The following is a 20,052-nucleotide window of genomic DNA, read 5'->3' as shown; positions in this document are numbered from 1 at the left end:
AAAGCCTTCAAGACCATCAGATTTGGTGGTTTGAAGGCTTTTTTTTCGATCAAAAAGGAGCTAGCGAGGATTCTCGTTTATTCGTTTACTTGCTTTTTTCTAAATAAACTTGCAACCACTCGTTCGACTGCGCCAGCACTTGCTCAGCACGAGCGATCGCTTCTGACACTTGGTTGCTGGCTGTTCCGCCGTAAACATTACGCGCGTTAACCACTTGCTCAGGCTGTAACACCTGATAAATATCGGACTCAAATAGGCTGGAGAACGTTTTGAACTCCTCGATGCTCATATCGAGCAGGTATTTTTTGTTTTGGATGCAGTACAGCACGGTTTTGCCAATCACTTCGTGCGCCTGACGGAAAGGCAACCCTTTGTTCACAAGGTAATCGGCGATATCCGTTGCGTTTGAGAAATCTTGGTTCACTGCTTGTCTCATGCGATCCGAGTTTACTTTCATCGTAGCGACCATAGGAGCGAATAATTGAAGCGCGCCCTGCAGGGTTCGAACGGTATCGAACATGCCTTCTTTGTCTTCCTGCATGTCCTTGTTGTAAGCCAGCGGCAGCGACTTGAGCACGGTCATTAGACCGAACAAGTTGCCGTAGACGCGGCCGGTTTTGCCGCGGACGAGCTCTGCCACGTCCGGGTTCTTCTTCTGCGGCATGATCGAGCTGCCGGTGCAGAAAGCATCATCGAGTTCGATGAACGCGAACTCGGTCGAAGACCAGAGCACCATTTCCTCGCTGAAGCGAGAAAGGTGCATCATGATCATAGACGCGTTAGAGAGGAACTCCAGAATGAAATCGCGGTCGCTTACCGCATCCAGGGAGTTCTCGTACACGCGTCCGAACCCGAGCTGCTCCGCCACGAAATGGCGGTCGATCGGGAAGGTCGTGCCAGCGAGCGCGCCAGCGCCGAGCGGCAGCATGTCTACGCGCTTGTAGCTGTCCTGCAAGCGCTCAAGGTCACGCTGGAACATGCTGACGTAAGCCATCATGTGATGCGCGAACAGGATCGGCTGCGCACGCTGCAGATGCGTATACCCCGGGATAATCGTATCCAGATTATCCTTCGCCTTCTCAAGCAAAGCCTCCTGCAGCTTGATCAAAAGGCCAACGAACTCGACCACCCGCTTGCGCAGGTAGAGATGCATGTCCGTCGCCACTTGATCGTTGCGGCTGCGGCCGGTATGAAGCTTGCCGCCGACAGGGCCGATCAAGTCGATCAAGGTTTTCTCGATATTCATATGAATATCTTCATTTTGGATCGTGTATTCCAGCTCACCACGGCGGATCATGCCTTGCACAGCCAGCAAGCCGTCCTTGATCTTTTCGACATCATCCGCAGGCAGTATGCCGCACTTGCCAAGCATGGTCACATGAGCCAAGCTGCCTTCGATATCTTCCTCGGCGAGCTCTTTGTCAAACGTAATCGATGCGGTATATTCTTCGACCAATTGGTCGGTTTTCTTCGTAAATCGTCCACCCCAAAGCTTAGACACCGTGCATGGCTCCTCTCGTATTAACACGTAATATAGGGATCTTTGAGCGGAGCTCAAAGTCTCTCTGCTGGACAAACTGTGGCCTGTAGAAACTCCTATTTAGCATAACTGAACTCGTTTTGGACTCATTCAGCAGCCAATAGAAGTCCCTGAAGGCTCTTATTCCACCAAAATAACCGCTGTTTGACGAATTAGCAGTCCCTAGAGACTCCTATTTCACTCAAATCTAGCTATTTCCGCACATGTAACCGTCACTAACAGTCCCTAGAGACTCTTATTTGACTAAAACAACCGCTTTCCATTGAAATAGCAGCCCCTAGAGGCTGCTATTTCAATTCACCATTCTGGTCTTTCGGCAGATGTTTACCTACAGCGAGTAAACCAATCTGCGTTCTCAAACAGCAATTACTTCTTAGCGTTTTGTTCCACGCCGGAAGATACTTTCAGACGAAGCGCGTTCAAGCGGATGAATCCTGTTGCGTCGCCTTGATCATAGGCTTTCGTCGGATCTGCTTCCATTGTAGCAATATCCGGATTGTACAAGGATACTGGGCTTTTAACACCAGCGCCCATTACGTTACCTTTGTACAATTTCAAGCGTACAGTACCTGTTACGTTCTTTTGGCTTTCTCCCACAAGTGCTTGAATCGCCAAACGCTCAGGTGCAAACCAGAAGCCGTTGTAGACTAATGTCGCATATTTCGTAATGAGGGAATCACGAAGGTGCATGACATCGCGGTCCATCGTGAGGGATTCCATTTTGCGGTGAGCGGTGAAAAGGATCGTACCGCCCGGAGTCTCGTACACGCCGCGGCTCTTCATGCCGACGAAACGGTTCTCGACCATGTCCACACGGCCAATACCGTGCTTGCCGCCGATTTCATTCAAGGTTTCCATCACTTGAAGTGGGGACAGCTTATTGCCATTGATGGCTACGCAGTCACCTTTGTCGAACTCAAGCTCGATGTATTCCGCTTGATCCGGCGCATCTTCTGGAGCTACGCTCAAGACGTACATCTCTTTATTCGAATCTGCTGCCGCATCGAACCAAGGATCCTCCAACATGCCGCTCTCGAAAGAGATGTGCAGCAGGTTACGATCCGTCGAATACGGCTTCGCCGCGGATGCAGTAACCGGAATGCCGTGTTTCTCGGCATAAGCGATCATCTCTGCGCGACCCGGGAACTCCTCGCGGAACTGCTCTAGACGCCAAGGCGCGATAACGGACAGCTCAGGCGCCAACGCCGCTGCTGTCAGCTCGAAGCGCACTTGGTCATTCCCTTTGCCGGTTGCGCCGTGAGCAATCGCTGTTGCGCCTTCAGCGCGAGCGATCTCGACCATGCGCTTCGCGATCAACGGACGAGCAATCGACGTGCCGAGCAGGTATTGCCCTTCATACAGAGCACCCGCTTGGAACATCGGGTTGATGAAATCCTTCGCGAACTCTTCGCGCAGGTCGTCGATGTAGATCTTGGATGCGCCGGTTTGGAGCGCTTTTTCCTCCAGACCGTCCAGCTCATCCTTTTGCCCGATATCCGCTGTGAAAGCAATAATTTCCGCATCGTAAGTCTCTTTTAACCATTTGAGGATAACTGATGTATCCAATCCGCCGGAATAGGCGAGAACGATTTTTTCCTTAGCCATGTCTACTAATCTCTCCGTTTCTATGTCTGCTGCGAATTATTAATAATTATATCATTGTCGCGGCCATAATGGCCTTTTGCGCATGAAGACGATTCTCTGCTTGGTCAAAAATAACGGAATTCGGGCCATCGATGACGCCCTCGCTTACTTCTTCCCCGCGATGGGCTGGCAAGCAGTGCATGAACAAGTAATCTTGCTTAGCGTGCTTCACTAGCGCCTCGTTGATTTGGAAGTTCTTGAAAGCAATCTCCCGCTCCTGCTGCTCCGCCTCAAAGCCCATGCTTGCCCAAACGTCCGTGTAGACGATGTCCGCATTTTCGATCGCTTCGCGTGGGTCGCGTGTAAGAAGGATACTGCCTCCGGTTTGCGCTGCGTTCTCCTTAGAAATCTGAATGACTTCTTTATCAGGATCGTAGCCTTCCGGCGAGGCAATCGCGAAATTCATTCCCAATTTGCTTGCACCCATCATGAGGGAGTGCACCATATTGTTGCCATCTCCGATGTAGGCGACTTTGAGACCTTTCAAACGGCCTTTTTTCTCCAAAACGGTCTGATAATCAGCCATAACCTGACAAGGGTGGGCATAATCCGTCAAACCATTAATGACCGGTACCGTTGATCCACGTGCAAGGTCAATCACTTTGCGGTGTTCGTACGTGCGAATCATGATGCCATCCAGGTAACGGGACAGTGTTTGCGCCGTATCCCAAACGGTTTCACCACGACCAAGCTGCAGATCATTTTTGCTCAGGAAAAGAGCCTGACCCCCTAGCTGGTACATCCCCACTTCAAAGGAAACTCGCGTACGCGTCGAGGATTTCTCAAAAATCATTCCCAGCGTCTTACCAGCGAGCACAGCATGCGGCTCTCTAGCTTTCTGTTTACGTTTAAGCTCAATCGCATAGTGAATCAAATATTCAATTTCTTCTGATGTATAATCAACTAAAGCAAGAAAATCCTTGCCTTTCAACTGAGCAGCCAGTTCTTCCTGTACAGCCATATTCATGTTATCCAACCTCTCTAAACGGAACTTTTACTAGACGCTGCTGATGGTTGATGCCTTCTGGGAGAGGACACTGCACACCACATCTAGGGCTTGATCTAAATCTTCTTGCGGTATAGTCAAAGCGGGCACCAGACGAATAACGTTCGGCCCTGCCGGAATTACCAATACACCTTGCTTATGAATTTCACTAATAATTTCACCCGCTGGCTGAGTGCATTCGATCCCGATGAGAAGACCAATGCCGCGAATATTGCTGATAAGCGGATTGCCTGCAAGCTTGCTTTCCAGCTTCTTCACCGTGTATGCGCCTAATTCCGCAGCACGCTCTGGCAGTTTATTCGAGATAATCGTGTCCACAGCCGCATATCCTGCAGCCGTAGCTATCGGCGTTCCACCAAAGGTTGAACCGTGGCTTCCAGCGCTGAAGGCTTCAGCCAAGAACGCTTTGCCTAACATAGCACCGATCGGAAACCCTCCACCAAGGCCTTTGGCCAATGTGAAAATATCCGGCTCCACCCCATAATGCTCATAGGCAAAAAGCTTACCTGTACGTCCCACGCCCGTCTGGATTTCATCCACGATCAGAAGCAGGTTCTCTTGCTTGCAAAGCTCTGCAATTTGTTTCACGAACTCCGGATCAGCCGGAAGCACGCCGCCTTCCCCTTGCACCATCTCCAACATAATGGCACATGTATGCTCATTTACAAGACTACGGACAGCCTCGATATCGTTATAAGGCGCATAGACGAAGCCGCCAGGAAGCGGATGGAAGCCTTCCTTCACTTTATCTTGACCAGTAGCGGTCAATGTCGCCAGCGTACGTCCGTGGAACGACATGTTGAACGTGATAATCTCGTACCGACCATTGTTCAAAACCTTCTGGTTATAGCGACGTGCCAGCTTAATTGCAGCCTCATTCGCTTCCGCACCAGTGGAACAGAAGAATACCGCGTCTGCACAGCTATGATCAGTAAGTAGAGTAGCCAGCTTCTCCTGATTCGGAATATGGAAAAGATTGCTCACATGCCATACTTGATCGAGCTGTTCAATCAACTTCTCCTTCACCGCTTGAGGCGCGTGCCCGAGGTTCGTCACCGCGATCCCGCTCATCAAGTCGATGTATTCCTTGCCTGTATCATCCCACAGTCGACTGCCCTCACCCTTTACTAGTGTGATTGGATATCTTGCATAGGTTGGAAATAACGAGCTTTTTCCCGTTTCAGTCATGTACATTCCCTCCTTAAAGTTTGTGAACTGTATTAATTTGCTTTTATGCAGCGTTGAAGGCAAGGGATTCGTCGTATTTACTTCTTCAAACGGAACCTGAGTGCCTTATTTACCTAAAAATGCTCGGTTTCCACATGTCTGCGGAACGACGATCACTTATTTCACTGTTTTAGCTTCTTAGGTGAGGCATTTTGTTAAAATAGCGCTTTGACGTTCCGTTCACCCAGCATTTTGGGCCATTTCTGTGCAAATGGAGGATCGTCGTTCCGCTTCATACGAAATATACACATTTCTTTGCTTAATCGGTCGACCTGTCGCACACTCCGTGTGTGATCCCCAGCTACAACAAATCCATTACTCCATCGGGTGATCTATCGCACAAATCCGTGTGGTTCCCAACACCAACAAACTATACTCCATCGATCTAGCCTATCGCACAATCCTCGTGCCAATCCCCGTGCCCTTCAGCACTTTACTCAGCACATTCGGCTCAGAACCGTTCACGATGACAACTTCTTGGACCCTGCCTTGGATACAAGCAATCGCTGCTCGAACCTTCGGAATCATGCCTCCGTAAATATCGCCACTCGCAATCATTTCTTCAATCTCTGCCACACTGACAACGGGAAGCACCCGCTTCTCGCCATCCACTGTTTTCATAATGCCGGGAACGTCCGTCACCACAACCATCTGCTCCACACCAAGGTGAGAAGCGACAGCTCCTGCCGCCGTATCTGCATTAATGTTGTAACGCTGTCCGCCGTCGGCGCCAAGTCCAACTGGTGCGATAACCGGAATGTAGCCCATGTTTACGATACCTTGAATCAGCTCAGCGTTCACTTTCGTAACATCACCAACAAGGCCAACCTCGTGGCTATTCGCCACCGGCTTCGCTTCAATCAAATGTCCATCCACACCGGACAATCCAAGTGCCATTGCGCCTGTTAACTGAATTCGGCGTACGATCTCTTTGTTGATCTGGCCGGAAAGCACCATCTCCACAACGTCAAGCACCGCTTCATTCGTCACCCGCAGGCCGTTCACGAAACCAGACTCTATTCCCAGCTTCCCGAGCGTTTCAGAAATGGCAGGACCGCCGCCGTGAACGATGACCGTTACAATACCCTCATCCTGAAGCTGACGCATATCTTCAAAGAAACTAATCGGTAACGCCGCCAGCGTGCTGCCGCCGCATTTCATCACAAAGCAATTGTTCTTCACAAGCTTCTGATCCCCTTTGCTTCCTTATGTGCTAGCTGTAACAAACCTAAGTCCGATAAGCCGCATTGATCCGCACATAATCATATGTTAAGTCGCAGCCCCAGCCCGTAGCCTTGCCAGCGCCCATATGTAAATTCACATGAATTTGAATCGTGTCTGTTTTCAAATAGGCAAGCGCCGCTTCCTCGTCGAACTTCACCGGACGCGACTGCTCTAACACTGCGATATCGCCCAGGCGAATATCGACGGTGTTCACGTTCACCGGCTGTCCCGAGTAACCGACAGCCGCAATGATCCGCCCCCAGTTCGCATCCGCGCCATAAACAGCGGATTTGACCAAGCTAGAGCCAATGATCGACTTCACGATCTTGCGTGCCGCATCGTCGCTCTCCGCGCCGACCACCGTCGTCTCGATCAGCTTCGTCGCGCCCTCGCCGTCGCGAGCAATCGCCTTGGCGAGGTACTCTCCAACGTACTGGAACCCTGCCGCGAACGCTTCCCAATCCGGATGCTCCGGATTCAACGCTTCGCCGCCGGCCAGCCCGCTTGCCATCACCACGACCATGTCGTTGGTGCTCGTATCCCCGTCAACAGTGATCATGTTGAACGTAGAATCTGTAATCCTGCTCAGCAGCTGCTGCAGGTATTTGCTCTCAATCGGCGCATCGGTTGTCATGAAACCGAGCATCGTCGCCATGTTCGGGTGAATCATCCCCGAACCCTTCGCTGCCCCGGCAATGTGTACTTCCTTGCCGCCAACAACAACACGGACGCACGTCATCTTCTGCGTGAGATCCGTGGTCAGGATCGCTTGGCAGAAGTCGTTTCCGCCGTCTGCCTTAACTCTAACCGGCAGCTGCTCGATGCCGCTCAGCACTTTCCCCATCGGCAGAAGCTCGCCGATGACGCCCGTGCTCGTCACGCCGACGTGGTGCTCCGCCACGCCTAGCGCCTTCGCGCTTGCAGCGCGCATCGCATACGCGTCGTCCTCGCCCTGCTGGCCCGTACACGCATTGGCGTTGCCGCTGTTGACGATCATCGCCTGCAGCTTGCCGCCTTGGGCGATGCTCTCCTGCGTCACGCGAAGCGGTGCCGCTTGGAACGCGTTCAGCGTGTACACGCCCGCCGCTGCCGCCGGTACATCACAGACGATTGCGCCCAGATCGTAGCGCTCCGTCTTCTTCAATCCACAGTGCAGGCCACCTGCACGAAAGCCTTTCGGCGTTGTTACGGTGCCCTCTGGCACGACAGTAAAGCTTACTTGATCAAGCATGTTCGTCCTTCACCTGTCCTCATCTTCTCGTTATGGATACACCGGTGCGAACAACAGCCCTGTCGTTTCGTCCCAGCCTTGCATAATATTTAAATTCTGAATGGCCTGACCTGCAGCGCCTTTAACCACATTGTCGATGACGGAAACGATGGTCACACGCCCCGTGCGATCATCCACCGCAAAGCCGATGTCGCAGTAGTTCGAGCCGAACACTTCCTTCGTTGAAGGGAGCTTACCATTTTGACGAATCCGCACAAATCTCCGGCCTTCGTAATACTGACGGTACAATTCGATGAATTCCTCAGCGGTGTGTTCACCTTGTATCGTTGCGTACATCGTAGACATAATTCCACGAGTCATAGGCACAAGATGTGTCGTGAACGTCGTAACAACAGGCTTACCCGCAACACGGCTGAGCGCTTGCTCGATTTCCGGAATATGCTGATGCTTATTCACTTTATAGGCTGTTAAATTCTCATTCACTTCCGCGTAGTGCACGCCTAGATTTACGCCGCGACCTGCTCCGGACACGCCAGATTTAGCATCAATAATAATTGTTGAGGGATCGATCCAACCCGCTTTAACTGCAGGAATGAGACCAAGCAGCGTCGCCGTCGGATAGCAGCCTGGGTTAGCGATTAAACCACTGCCCTTCACTTCATCCCCGAACACCTCAGACAAGCCATAAATCGATTGCGCCAATGTTTCCTCGGAAGCTGCAGTCTTTTTATACCATTTCTCATAGTCGGCACTAGATTTCAATCTTAAATCCCCAGAAATATCAATGACCTTCAGGCCAGCCGCCAGAAGCTTCGGTGAAAGTTCTGCACTCACACCAGCTGGTGTCGCCAAGAACACAACATCCGCTTTGCCCGCAATCAAGTCAACATCAAGCACATCTAGAATATCCACAACCACTTCCTGCAAGTGTGGAAAATGCTCCGCAAGCGGCGCTCCTGCATTAGAGGTCGAAATGACCGAAGTAATCTTCACCAACGGATGCGCCTGCAACAGACGAATCAACTCCGCACCACCATAACCCGTGGCTCCAATAATAGCCGCCCTAACTCCTTGACCCATTTGAATTTCCCTCCCGATGTTCCGAAAATATATGTATTATTATACAGTCGTATACATAATAATTCAATGAATTTTTTTGTGCTAATTTTGACAATATTATTGTGCCTAAGCAAGGAATTTCAAGGATTTTTACATTAAAAACGACGAGTCTTTCTCTCTTTGGATTCCTGTCTTTCGACAAGAAGTATACACAATATGCATCAATTAAACGTAACATGTGCATAAAAACAATTCTTTCTCTTCGATACCTTTTGTATGACAAATCAATTATCCCAAATTATAAGCCATACAGGAAAATCTTGTATGTGATTATTGTGAACTATTTAAGAAGTGTGGGTAAATGGTGCTGTTATCCACAGATTATACACACTTTATCCACAGCCTGTTTGTTTCTTTACAAAGTTATACACAAAAAAGACGCACCTAAGTGCGCCATTCTATCACAAAGCTCTCGCTATGCATGTCGTTTGAAACCTTCCCCTAGTACCTCATTCGTTTCGCTCAAAATGACAAAAGCCTGCCGATCCACCGACTGGACTAGCGTTTTCAAACGACTTACTTCATTTTGTTTCACAACGACCATCAAGACCGTTCGCGATTCACCTGTAAATCCTCCTGGACCATTAAGCTCCGTAAGTCCACGGTCCAAATCATATAAAATTGCTTTGCGTATGGCTTCTGTATGATCGGAAATAATGAAGGCCACTTTGGCATAATTGAAGCCGAGTTGAACGATATCGATCGTTTTCGTGGTGACAAATAACCCAATTAAACCGTAAAGGGCATTCTCTGGTGTAAAAACAAGCGCGGAGCTTAGAATGACCAATCCATCAAAAACCGCTACTGAAAATCCTAAACTTAAACCTGTGTATTTATGCAGTATTTGCGCGGCCAGTCCAAGTCCGCCTGTGGATCCTCGCCCTCGGAAAACGATGCCGAGTCCAAGTCCAACACCAATGCCTCCATAGACAGATGCAAGCAATGGATTGTGCGTTGGCACCCCCAAATGGCTTGTTACGAGTACACACAGTGGAAATATGACCGACCCGACTGCCGCTTTAACCCCGAATTGCCCGCCTAGCAGCCATAGGGCTAACAAGAAAATCGGGATGTTCAGGGCCCACTGCGTAATCGCCGGGTTCAGACCTGTCAAATGTTGAACAATCGTTGAAATACCTGAAACCCCGCCTGTCGCAATTTGATTCGGGTTCAAAAAACAGTTAAAACTAGCCGCCATAATCAGCGAGCCGATCAGCATCAATGCATATTCAAATACGGTGTGTGCTGGACTTCCTATCCGTATTCGCGGTTCTTTTCTGGACACGAACGGCCCTCCTCCCGGTATCAAGCCAACTCCTACAACAGGGGCGCACTCATATTTTTACCGTAAAATATTTCGTCCATTTCCCACTTCACACTTTCTGTAATATCCTTCTGCTCTGCTTCACTCAGCTTGTCTTTTGTGTAACCGAACAAATAATTGTTTAAATCAAATTTCTTCAGCTTACATTTCGTATGAAAAATATTTTCCTGATACACGTTCACATCGATCATGTCGTACATGCTTTTGATTTCCTCAGGAATATAGTTCTGAATCGAACTAATATCATGATCAATAAACAGCTTATGCCCGTTTATGTCCCGTGTGAAGCCTCGAACCCGATAGTCCATTGTCATAATATCCGTATCGAAGGAATGGATTAAGTAATTCAGTGCTTTTAGCGGCGAAATTTCCCCGCATGTGGATACATCAATGTCTGCCCTAAACGTGCTAATCCCTTCGTCTGGGTGATATTCCGGATAGGTATGAACCGTGATATGGCTGGTGTTCAGGTGCATAAGCACCGTCTCTGGCAAGGGTCCAGGGGATTCCCTAAACGAAGCTTCAGGAGCGCCCTCCACAGGGCCTTCAGAAACCAACATCGTTACGCTTGCCCCTTGCGGATCATAATCCTGCTTAGCCACGTTGAGCACATGAGCACCGATGATATCTGCTACCGCTTTGAGAATTTTGGTTAGCCTGGCAGCATTGTACTGTTCGTCAATATATTCTATGTAGGCTTCGCGCTCTTCTTTGGTTCTGGTGTAGCAGATATCATACATATTGAAGCTCAAAGATTTCGTAAGGTTGTTAAAGCCGTGCAGTGTGATGCGCTGCTCCGTAGTAAGTGTCATGTTTCTTTCTCCTCCTTGTTGTTCCATCCCTACTCTTTCCTTACCCAAACCCTGAATGACATTAAACTTGAAAAAATCCTACACCTTTCAGATGTAGGATAAACGTCTATAGCTCCATGTATGCGTTTTGCGTTGAGTGTTCCGTGCACCAAGCTCTTCCAGTACAAAGCTCTTGTGCATACGTTCTACTCCGGCTTCCGGATCTGATGACGCAGATAAGCATCGATGAACATATTGAGATCTCCATCCATGACTGCGCCAATATTCCCAGTTTCCGCTGAAGTTCTGTGATCTTTGACCATGCTATAAGGATGAAACACATAAGAACGAATCTGGCTGCCCCAGGCAATGTCAGATTGCTCGCCGCGAATCTCTGCGAGATGCTTCAGCTGCTCTTCGATCTTCCGCTCGTAGAGTTTAGACCTAAGCATCTTCATCGCTTTCTCGCGGTTCTTAATCTGCGAGCGCTCTTGCTGACAGCTCACCACGACACCCGTCGGTATGTGCGTAATCCGCACAGCCGAATCCGTGGTGTTGATGTGTTGACCGCCGGCGCCGCTTGCGCGGTACGTGTCGATTTTGAGATCCTCGGAGCGGATCTCACCTACGTCCGTGTCGTCCTCGATCTCCGGCATGACGTCACACGACGCAAACGAGGTGTGACGACGACCGGAGGCGTCGAACGGCGAGATCCGGACGAGCCGATGCACGCCCTTCTCCGCCTTCAAATAGCCGTAGGCGTTGAAGCCTGTGATCTGCAGCGTGACACTCTTCACGCCGGCTTCGTCGCCGGGCAAATAGTCGAGGACCTCGACTTTGTAGCCCCGCTTCTCCGCCCAGCGGCGGTACATGCGCAGCAGCATCTCCGCCCAGTCCTGCGACTCGGTGCCGCCCGCACCGGGATGCAGCTCCAGGATCGCATTCAGCCGGTCATATGGCTGATTGAGAAGCAAGCCAAGCTCGAAGGATTCGAGCTTCTTCTTCAAAGCATCGATGCCTGCTTCAATGTCTTTCGCTAGGCCGGCATCGCTCTCCTCTTCCTCGAGCTCGACCATGACCTGCAGGTCGTCGAACTCGTTCGAGAAGCCTTGGAACTGATCGACGACACTTTTGATGGCGTTGAGATCTGCGATGGTCTTCTGGGCACGATCATTATCGTCCCAGAAGTCCGGCGCCCCCATTTTTTCCTCAAAATCCCCGATCGCTTCAAGCTTATGATCTAAGTCAAAGAGACCCCCGTAATTCGGTTAGTCGCTTTGCTGTCTCTCTTAAATCCTGTTTTACTTCTGGTTCCAGCATGTCTTGCACCTCATTTATTCTCTCGTGCCTAGGTTATACAGATCATGGTAGCTAGCTAGCAGCTTAGCTTTAGCTACCTTGTCCGTGGCACTGCTTGAATTTCTTCCCGCTGCCGCATGGGCATGGGTCGTTGCGTCCAATACGCTGCTCATCGCCGCGCACGAGCGGTTTCTTCCCGCCAGCTTCGTTCTTCGTGTCCACCGCTTGACCTTCGGCTACCGCTTGACGCTCCAGGTTGCTCTGTACATGAGCCTTCATGATGTACATCGCGACTTCTTCGCGGATATTATCGATCATTTCTTGGAACATCTCAAAGCCTTCGAATTGATACTCACGCAGCGGATCCGTTCCGCCGTAAGCACGAAGATGAATACCTTGGCGCAGCTGATCCATCGCATCGATGTGATCCATCCATTTGCTGTCTACTGCACGAAGAGCAACGACCTTTTCGAATTCACGCATGAATTCTTCACCGATCTCAGCTTCACGCTCATCATAACGTTTGCTAACAAGATCTTTGATGTAGTCAATAATCTCTTCTTGTTCTTTGCCCCAAAGATTTTGATCCGTAATCTGGCCTTCTTCAGTTAAGAAGTTGTTGTTCACGAAGTTAGCCACTTCTTGAAGCTCCCACTCCTCCGGAATTTGCTCCTCCGGACAGTGTGCTTTCACGATGCGTTCGATAACCGCGTTGATCATACCTTCGATGACTTCACGAATATTTTCGGACTCCAGCAGCTCACGGCGCTGTTTATAAATAATTTCCCGTTGTTGATTCATGACATCGTCATACTGAAGAACGACTTTACGAACGTCGAAGTTGTTACCCTCAACGCGCTTTTGGGCCGATTCGACTGCACGAGAAATTAATTTACTTTCGATCGGTTGATCTTCTTCCATACCCAAGCGGTCCATCATCGCCATAATATTATCAGCGCCGAAACGTTTCATCAATTCGTCCTCAAGGGAGAGGTAGAACTGGGAAGAACCAGGGTCACCTTGACGGCCTGCGCGTCCACGCAGCTGATTATCGATCCGTCTGCTTTCATGACGTTCTGTACCTATGATATGCAGCCCGCCTGCATCATGTACGCCTTCACCGAGCACAATGTCCGTACCGCGGCCTGCCATGTTCGTTGCAATCGTTACAGAGCCTGGTTGACCTGCGCGTGCTACGATTTCAGCTTCTTCTGCATGATACTTCGCATTGAGTACTTTGTGCTGAACGCCTTTCTTTTTGAGCATCTCCGATAATTTCTCAGAGTTCTCAATAGACACCGTACCTACAAGTACCGGTTGATTCAGCTTATGACGCTCTACGATTTGCTCAACAACAGCTCTGAATTTACCCATCTCTGACTTATAAACAACATCCGGCATATCCTTACGGATCATCGGACGGTTCGTCGGAACAATGATAACTTCAAGACCGTAAATTTTCTTGAGCTCTTCCTCTTCCGTTTTCGCTGTTCCTGTCATACCCGCCAGTTTGCGGTACATCCGGAAATAGTTCTGGAATGTAATTGTCGCCAGCGTCATACTCTCATTCTGAACTTGCAGCTGCTCTTTGGCCTCAATGGCTTGGTGCAGCCCATCACTATAACGACGGCCTGTCATAATACGGCCCGTGAATTCATCAACAATCATGACTTCGTCTTCTTGTACCACATAATCCACATCACGTTTCATAATGAAACGAGCCTTAAGCGCTTGAGTCACGTGATGGTTGATATTCACATTCTGATGATCGAATAAGTTCTCAATGCCGAATGCCCGCTCCGCTTTAGCTACCCCTTCTTCAGTAAGAGCCACGGAACGCACTTTGATATCAATCGTGTAATCCTCTTCTTCTTTCAACTTAGCCACAAAACGGTCAGCCGCGTAGTACAAGTCTGTCGACTTAGCTGCTTGTCCCGAAATAATCAACGGCGTTCTCGCCTCATCGACCAGAATGGAGTCAACTTCATCGATTACCGCAAAATAAAGCGGACGCTGAACCATCTGCTCTTTGTAAAGCACCATGTTATCACGCAAGTAGTCAAAACCATATTCGTTATTCGTACCATACGTAATATCACAAGCGTAAGCCGCTTGCTTTTCCTCATGGGATAAATCATGTAGATTAACCCCAACCGTCAAACCAAGGAATTCATAGATCTGACCCATTTCGGCGCTGTCACGTTGAGCCAAATAATCATTGACCGTAACCACGTGTACGCCTCTGCCAAGCAAAGCATTCAAATAGACAGGGAGTGTTCCAACGAGCGTTTTTCCTTCCCCTGTTCTCATCTCGGCAATACGGCCTTCGTGAAGCACCATACCCCCAATGAGCTGAACATCGTAATGACGTTTACCTAATACACGTAAACCCGCTTCTCTAACAACAGCAAACGCTTCAGGTAGCAAATCATCCAGTTCCTCACCTTTTTCCAGGCGGTTTCTGAACTCAGTAGTCTTGCCTTTCAATTCCTCATCGGACAGCGGCTTAATACTAGCTTCAAGGTCATTGATGTAATCAACAGCCTTGAGCATCCGTTTAATTTCCCGTTCATTGGAATCACCAAAAATTTTCTTCACTAGTCCTAGCATCGGTGAACCCCTTTCCCTTGCATTCGTATCCTTAAATTGTACCACTTTTGACGGTCTTGCCGCAACAAATGACCATTTCTACATCGATACACAACGTCCAAGGCGGATGAAAAGATCACGTTTTTCCTTTTTTCTATAGTATTGAATCGATGTCCTGATTGCATGCATGAGAAAAAGCTTAATTCGACAAAATCGAATCAAGCTCATTTTTTTGATATAGGGATGTCTCGAATTGCTCCGCTTTCTTATTAAACAGCCGGCTCAATCAGACCATACTTGCCGTCATCACGTTTGTAAACTACATTGACTTGATCCGTGTCCATGTTCGAAAAAACGAAGAAATTATGACCAACCAAGTTCATTTGTAAAATGGCTTCTTCCACATCCATCGGCTTCAAATCGAAGCGTTTGTTGCGGACCAATTCAAAATCATCTTCCTCTTCCAAATAAGTGACCGGCGATGTTTCAACCTTAAATAAATCACGCTTGCCGCCTTCTTGGCGAATTTTTCGATTCGTCCTCGTCTTATGCTTACGTATCTGGCGTTCCAACTTGTCCACGACCAAATCGATCGACGCGTACATATCATTGTTGCGTTCTTCAGCTCGCAGCAGCACGCCTGTTAAGGGGATACCTACCTCAATCGCTTGTAAACCTTTAACTACACTCAGCTTTACTTGTACATCAGATGTAAGGGGAGCTTCAAAATACCTCTCTAGTCTGTTCAATTTCTTGTCGACATAGTCCCTGAGGGCTTCAGTTACTTCAAGGTGTTCTCCGCGAATGCTAATTTCCATGTTCAACATCTCCCTTCCTGCTTACATTATACTACATTCCACCCCCATCTTCATAATTCCTTTAAATTCCGATCTTACGATTTACGCAAAAAAACACCCCAGAAGCATGCCCCAGGGTGCTAGTTAGTTCATAGATGTATTCAATCGGCACAAAACGTACCGGAAGCTTAGATTCTGCTTACATTAGCGGCTTGCGGCCCACGTGCGCCTTCTACGATGTCGAACTCTACAGCCTGACCTTCATCTAACGTTTTGAAGCCTTCTGATTGAATCGCTGAGAAATGCACGAATACATCTCCGCCATCTTCACGCTCAATGAAACCATAACCTTTTTCTGCATTAAACCATTTCACTTTACCTTGCATAACGTACACATTCCTTTCGTTTTAAAAAATAATAAAATGTAAGCCCTTACTTTTCGACTATATCACCAGCCCGCTTGACCTGTCAATTTCTAACTTACCATTTGATGAAATATTTTGAAAATTCGGGTATATACAAGCCGTGGATAACTGCGAAATTTGTAAAAACTTGTCGTATCGGGCTTCTTTACATTTTATCAACAAAGTTATGCACATAATTGTACACATTATCCACAGGTTGTGAGGAACGAATTTGGGATAACCGGGGTTCATTATGGTTGGTTTATGCACAAATGGGTTTTGCCGGGATTGCTTGTCCACAGGTTTAACTGGAAATTAGAAAAAACAGATGAATAAAGAAAAACCTCTTGCCGCGGCAAAAGGTTCTGTGAATATCTTTATTTTTTTCGATCAAAAAAGTAGCTTTCATCATCATAATGACTATCATAAGCATTCCGTTGAGTCTTACCTGTATCCAGCTTAGCAAGCTGTGCGCTAGCTTCATCACGAAATTGTTCCAGCTTCCTTAGAAAGATAGAATCTAAACTAACAATAGCTTGAATCCGCTCCTTGTAAGCAGCCTTATCACGTGTTGTCTTCTCCTTCGTTGCCTTCAGCAGAGCCTCCATAATCGAGCTTCGTTGCTCCATAAAAGTCGATAGATGTTCTGCATCCATCGTAACGAGCTCAGCCAGTCCCTGCTGCGTTAGCTGCTCGAGTTCACTAACTAGCTTATCCATGCATCGCTCCGGCTGGTGTTGAACTTGCTGCTGCACTTCCACTATTAGCCTGCTTAGCCGCTTGCATCCATGTTTCTTTCAACTGAATAAGATAACCCAGCACTTCTTCAGCAGGTTCAACCGATTTCTTCATATTTGCTTCAATTAGTCGGTGTGTAAAGTACTCATACAACCTCAACAAGTCGCCGGAAATCGGAGCGTTACGATCAATCGTAATGGAGAATTCGCTAATAATGTCCTGTACCTTGACTAGGTTGGTGTTAGCGTCTTGGTAGTTGGATGTTTTCAAAGCCTCTATACCCGCACGGCAAAAACGAATAGCTCCATCACAAAGCATCAGCAGCAACTGCGCTGGGCTTGCTGTTTGAACCGTGTTTTCCAAGTATTTATTACGTTGGGCCTGAATCATGTTTATTTCCCCCTAGTGTAAAGTAGGACTCTTTTTAGCCGCCCATTTGTTGTGTTAGCTGTGCGCTTTGTGCTTGAAGTTGATTAATGTATTTTTCCATAGCTGTAAATTGGTTATAATAACGCGTTTGAAGAGCATCTAATTTCGTCGTCCAATCATCGACTCTTTTATTAATATCTCTTGTCGTTTTTCCAATAGTGTAACCTGTATCAACACTGGAAGTTACACCAGCCTTAGTTGTAATTTTACTAACAATAGAAGTAGCTAAATTATTAAGCCGTGTAGCAATACCATCACCACTAGTTACATCTTTAAGTTTATCATCCGTAACAAAAAGAGCCATAACCTGATCCGGTTTTTCCGCAATAGCTTTCTTTAATTTCGCGTCATCGATATAGAGTTTCCCTTTGTCTAAGTAGCTCCCAGAAACAACTCCACCAATCGTCACACTTGTAGATATTCCAATATCAGCTAGACTTTTGGCATCTCCCGATGGTAGTCCAGTAACTGGGTTCGAAAAAGAACTTCTAAGACTTGATAGCGCTTGGTTTAAAATATCGTCATTGCGAAGCATACCGCTTTTAGCTTTGGCTTCCCACGCCGTAATTTGATCATCCTTCATATCTTTGCGCTGGTCATCCGTTAATGGCGAATAATCCCGATATCTCTTCTCAGTAACTTTTGTATTAATGGTATCTATAAGGTCATTATATTTATCTATAAAGTTTTTAATACTTGAATACACGGCATCTGTATCGCCGCTAACATTAACGTCGATCGCTGAACTAGTTACTTTCTTTGCCGTGAAATTCAATCCATTAATAGTGAATGAATTCGTATCGTATTTAGCGGTAGCACCATTAAACAGAACCTCAGCCTGATCACCTGTTTTTCCTACCTTCGTATAACTTTGTCCTGCTATCGGAGCACCAAGTGCAAGTTGAGGGATAACATTGGCTGCATTATCCTTTTCATCTGTGAGTACAACTTTGTTGGCTACACTATCATCAGGGTTGTAAAACACAAGATGATGACTGCTATCTAAATAAGCAGACACGCCTAATTTTCCTATTGCAGAACTATTAATAGCATCTACCAGTTTCCCAATTGTTGTTGTTTTATCGATACTAATATCAGCCGTTGTAGAACCGACCTTAACCCTTAATGTATTGGTTGTTGTTAGATTCTGATCTATCAAGGTCGTTAATGGAACTGCCAAACTAGGATTTGGCGTAACTAGTTGACTAGGTACTTTGGTGGCATCATCATTTTGGTCTGATAGTGTGACAGAAGCATCTGAAAACTTTAAGTTATTATTACTGTCTAAGGATGTCGTAACCCCAGCAGTACCAATAGCAGACTTATTTATGTCAGATATTAATTTGTCAAATGTTGTAGTCTTATCAATTGTAAAATCTGCGGTCGTACCACCAAAGTGGACTCTTACTGTCTTATTTGTTGATAAAGAACTATCTATCAACAGAGATCCAGCAAAATTATTCGTGCCTGTAGCAGTTGAAGCTGTTGTAGTACCAGGAGCACTTCCCCCGATTTTAAGAACAGAAGCCAAAGGATCGGCAATAGGTGAAGCTCCCCCAATACTTTTCATACTTAGATTAACTTGGCTGGCTAACCCTGTTGAGGATGATGTAAAAAAGAGCTTATCAATAGAAGCGTCATAGCTTAAGTTTACACCTGTTATACTTGAACTATTATTAATCGATGATATTAAACTACCTAAAGTATCGGTAGGTTTTACTTCAATGGTCTTTGTTCCCTTAGATCCGCCAACTGTTAGTGTTGTAGTCCCCGTTAACCCTAAACTAGATAAAGGAGTATCAGTCCCCTTGGCTGCAGCATTCAGTAATCCTGATGTCACAGCTCCAGCTGTCGCCAATTTATCGACCTTTAAGGAAAAGTTTCCCTGTGTAGCGGAAGTTGTTCCAGTAACGCTAACACTACTATCATCAGCTGATGTAGCCTTTTTCGTTTGATAAGATGACTGAAGCTTCATATTAAATGCTAAATCGCGAAAACTCATAATTTTAGTATTGATTGAGCGGTAATCATCACGCTGCCATTCCAATGTTTGTTTTTGCTGCTTGAGCTTATCCTGTGGTATTCTGGCTGCTTTCATAAGCTTGGTTACTGTATCATCAATATTAATCCCTGTATTTGAAAAGCCATTTAAACGAGTTACCATAGATCCTAATCACCGCCTTCGTTTTATCTTTTCTCGTCAACCAGAATTCCAGCCATTTGCCACAGCTTTGCAACAAAATCTAAACTCTTTTCCGGCGGAATCTCACGTATGGTTTCTCCAGTATTTTTATCCAACACTTTAACAGAAATGAGTTTTGTTTTTTGATGAATGGAAAACTCAAGGGAAGTCGATCTGCCTTGAATTGCTTTGATTGCATGTTCTATAGCTTTTACTACTTGAACATCACTGATTGTTACATTCTCCCCTTGTAGTTCAGCTTGTCTGAGTTCATTGATATTGGTGACAGAGGTTGGAATAAACGCCGTTGTGTCAGATCCAGTACCCTCTACCTTATGAGTTTTTGCCACTGGCTCAGAGGCAGTCTTATCTGATCCAGTACTCCCGAATCCACCGACAGGATAATTAATACTCATAGAATAACCTCCATCCGAAGATATACATATATCTTATATATCGGATGAATCAAGATTAATCTTTAGATTATATTAAAATTATTTACTCCTCT

The 20,052-nt window shown here is 47.1% G+C and carries 17 protein-coding genes; all 17 read right to left on the bottom strand.

The features are described 5' to 3' along the window. Positions 1 to 85: 85 nt before the first annotated feature. The 17 genes from argH to ACBP55_RS00565 all read right to left on the bottom strand — a co-directional run bounded on the left by argH (position 86) and on the right by ACBP55_RS00565 (position 19,960). Positions 86 to 1,501, bottom strand: coding sequence for an argininosuccinate lyase (gene argH, locus ACBP55_RS00645; protein WP_464649022.1), 1,416 nt, complete (start codon positions 1,499 to 1,501; stop codon positions 86 to 88). 405 nt (positions 1,502 to 1,906) lie between these two features. After that, on the bottom strand, positions 1,907 to 3,145 hold the full coding sequence (locus tag ACBP55_RS00640) for an argininosuccinate synthase (RefSeq protein ID WP_464649020.1): 1,239 nt from the start codon (positions 3,143 to 3,145) through the stop codon (positions 1,907 to 1,909). 46 nt (positions 3,146 to 3,191) lie between these two features. Further along, the gene (argF, locus tag ACBP55_RS00635) at positions 3,192 to 4,151 is read right to left on the bottom strand and encodes an ornithine carbamoyltransferase (protein ID WP_464649018.1); all 960 of its coding nucleotides are present in this window, start codon (positions 4,149 to 4,151) and stop codon (positions 3,192 to 3,194) included. A 30-nt stretch (positions 4,152 to 4,181) separates the two neighbouring features. Further along, positions 4,182 to 5,378 carry an acetylornithine transaminase gene (locus tag ACBP55_RS00630; protein WP_464649017.1) on the bottom strand — a complete coding sequence of 399 codons (1,197 nt, stop codon included), beginning with the start codon at positions 5,376 to 5,378 and terminating at the stop codon, positions 4,182 to 4,184. A gap of 429 nt (positions 5,379 to 5,807) precedes the next feature. Next, positions 5,808 to 6,578 (bottom strand): acetylglutamate kinase, encoded by a 771-nt coding sequence (argB, locus tag ACBP55_RS00625; RefSeq protein WP_171640122.1) that lies wholly within the window; start codon positions 6,576 to 6,578, stop codon positions 5,808 to 5,810. Between the two features lie 67 nt (positions 6,579 to 6,645). Then, entirely contained in the window at positions 6,646 to 7,872 is a 1,227-nt protein-coding gene (gene argJ, locus ACBP55_RS00620; protein ID WP_464649015.1) for a bifunctional glutamate N-acetyltransferase/amino-acid acetyltransferase ArgJ, read from the bottom strand. 30 nt (positions 7,873 to 7,902) lie between these two features. Next, positions 7,903 to 8,952: an N-acetyl-gamma-glutamyl-phosphate reductase gene (gene argC, locus ACBP55_RS00615; RefSeq protein WP_464649013.1), complete on the bottom strand. Its 1,050-nt coding sequence runs from the start codon at positions 8,950 to 8,952 to the stop codon at positions 7,903 to 7,905. A gap of 454 nt (positions 8,953 to 9,406) precedes the next feature. Then, complete coding sequence (locus ACBP55_RS00610; RefSeq protein ID WP_464649011.1) at positions 9,407 to 10,276, bottom strand: YitT family protein; 870 nt, start codon at positions 10,274 to 10,276, stop codon at positions 9,407 to 9,409. A gap of 32 nt (positions 10,277 to 10,308) precedes the next feature. Continuing rightward, complete coding sequence (speD, locus tag ACBP55_RS00605) at positions 10,309 to 11,127, bottom strand: adenosylmethionine decarboxylase (protein WP_173189828.1); 819 nt, start codon at positions 11,125 to 11,127, stop codon at positions 10,309 to 10,311. Positions 11,128 to 11,312: 185 nt separating this feature from the next. Further along, positions 11,313 to 12,426 (bottom strand): peptide chain release factor 2 gene (prfB, locus tag ACBP55_RS00600; protein ID WP_127527829.1). Its coding sequence is split into 2 segments (ribosomal slippage): positions 11,313 to 12,353 and positions 12,355 to 12,426, totalling 1,113 coding nucleotides; the frame shifts between segments, so codons are not numbered across the junction. A 69-nt stretch (positions 12,427 to 12,495) separates the two neighbouring features. Beyond that, positions 12,496 to 15,015 (bottom strand): preprotein translocase subunit SecA, encoded by a 2,520-nt coding sequence (gene secA / locus ACBP55_RS00595; RefSeq protein WP_464649008.1) that lies wholly within the window; start codon positions 15,013 to 15,015, stop codon positions 12,496 to 12,498. A gap of 248 nt (positions 15,016 to 15,263) precedes the next feature. After that, entirely contained in the window at positions 15,264 to 15,812 is a 549-nt protein-coding gene (gene hpf / locus ACBP55_RS00590) for a ribosome hibernation-promoting factor, HPF/YfiA family (protein ID WP_464649006.1), read from the bottom strand. A 167-nt stretch (positions 15,813 to 15,979) separates the two neighbouring features. Further along, positions 15,980 to 16,177: a cold shock domain-containing protein gene (locus tag ACBP55_RS00585; protein WP_047682118.1), complete on the bottom strand. Its 198-nt coding sequence runs from the start codon at positions 16,175 to 16,177 to the stop codon at positions 15,980 to 15,982. A 395-nt stretch (positions 16,178 to 16,572) separates the two neighbouring features. After that, a complete protein-coding gene (fliT, locus tag ACBP55_RS00580) occupies positions 16,573 to 16,914 on the bottom strand; it encodes a flagellar protein FliT (protein WP_464649004.1) in 342 nt (113 codons plus the stop codon). Further along, positions 16,907 to 17,323 carry a flagellar export chaperone FliS gene (fliS, locus tag ACBP55_RS00575; RefSeq protein ID WP_464649002.1) on the bottom strand — a complete coding sequence of 139 codons (417 nt, stop codon included), beginning with the start codon at positions 17,321 to 17,323 and terminating at the stop codon, positions 16,907 to 16,909. The genes fliT and fliS overlap by 8 nt, the downstream gene beginning before the upstream one ends. 34 nt (positions 17,324 to 17,357) lie before the next feature. Further along, complete coding sequence (fliD, locus tag ACBP55_RS00570; RefSeq protein ID WP_464649000.1) at positions 17,358 to 19,526, bottom strand: flagellar filament capping protein FliD; 2,169 nt, start codon at positions 19,524 to 19,526, stop codon at positions 17,358 to 17,360. 23 nt (positions 19,527 to 19,549) lie between these two features. Then, entirely contained in the window at positions 19,550 to 19,960 is a 411-nt protein-coding gene (locus tag ACBP55_RS00565) for a flagellar protein FlaG (RefSeq protein ID WP_464648998.1), read from the bottom strand. Between the last annotated feature and the right edge of the window lie 92 nt (positions 19,961 to 20,052).

Source organism: Paenibacillus sp. WG02 (assembly GCF_055396115.1).
This window is presented reverse-complemented; position numbering and strand designations above follow the sequence as displayed.